Annotated in this window: 3 protein-coding genes; 2 read left to right on the forward strand and 1 reads right to left on the reverse strand. The window is 44.6% G+C overall.

All coding sequences use genetic code 11. The features are described from left to right. Positions 1 to 420: glutathione binding-like protein (locus A3739_RS02670; RefSeq protein WP_068500214.1), on the forward strand; the 420-nt coding region annotated here is incomplete at its 5' end. Positions 421 to 444: 24 nt separating this feature from the next. Further along, complete coding sequence (locus A3739_RS02675) at positions 445 to 843, forward strand: ClpXP protease specificity-enhancing factor (protein ID WP_068472966.1); 399 nt, start codon at positions 445 to 447, stop codon at positions 841 to 843. A gap of 4 nt (positions 844 to 847) precedes the next feature. On the opposite strand, the gene A3739_RS29220 is transcribed toward A3739_RS02675, so the two are convergent. Beyond that, positions 848 to 1,036: hypothetical protein (locus tag A3739_RS29220; protein ID WP_197471983.1), on the reverse strand; the 189-nt coding region annotated here is incomplete at its 5' end.

Consider the following 1,036-nt stretch of genomic DNA (forward strand, 5'->3'; position numbering starts at 1 on the left):
GCTGATATCATGATGGAGTATTTAGATGAGCGTTTCCCTCATCCTCCATTGTTGCCTGTCTACCCAGTAGCACGCGCGCAGAGTCGTCTAATGATGTACCGAATTTCAAAAGACTGGTGCTCTCTTGTTGACTCTATCCTAGCGGATCCAGAATCTTCATCTGCAAATGAAAAGCGTAAAGAGTTCAAAGAAAGTCTTTTGGCAACAGCACCAATTTTTGCTGATAAGCCTTTCTTTATGAGTGAAGAGTTTACGATTGTAGATTGCTGCATTGCGGCCTTGTTGTGGCGTTTGCCTGTGCTAGGCATTGAGTTGTCAGAGCCAGCAGCTAAGCCGATATTACGTTATATGGATCAGATGTTCTCTCGTGAGTCATTCCAAGAGAGTTTGTCTGAAGTTGAAGCAGAAATGCGTCACTAGTCACTAGCATACAAGGAGGATGGTGTGACCCCAAGTAGGCCATACCTGGTTCGTGCATTAAATCAATGGATTATTGATAACGGCCTAACACCGTATTTGGTAGTGGATGCCGGTATTCAGGGCGTTCATGTGCCTGAAGATTATGTAACTAATGGTCAGATCATCCTCAACATCAGTCCTAGCGCTGTAACAAATTTACTTATCGAAGATGCCGCAATTGAGTTTCAAGCTCGTTTTGGTGGTGTTCCGATGCAGGTATATATCCCAGTAGTTGCTGTCATGGCAATCTATGCAAAAGAGAATGGCCAAGGCATGGTTTTTGGTGCGGAGCCAGGTGCACCTGAGCCGCCACCATTCGATGAAGAGCCGGTACAAGAGCAGGGTTCTTCACCTCAGAAGCCATCTTTGAAGATAGTTAAGTAAGCCTTTATAAGGCTGCGCCAAATAGCTTCGATTCAACAGATTTTATAAGAGCGTTGCAGGCAAATATCGCCAACTGAAGTCCGTTCGAGATGGAATTTGTTGGTAGCTTGATCAAGGCATCAGTCATATAGTTTGTCGCATCTTCGGAGCCATTAATGAGCAGTGTTTTGATTCCTTTCTCTTGTGCTGTTGT

The sequence above is a fragment of the Oleiphilus sp. HI0067 genome (genome assembly GCF_001635735.1).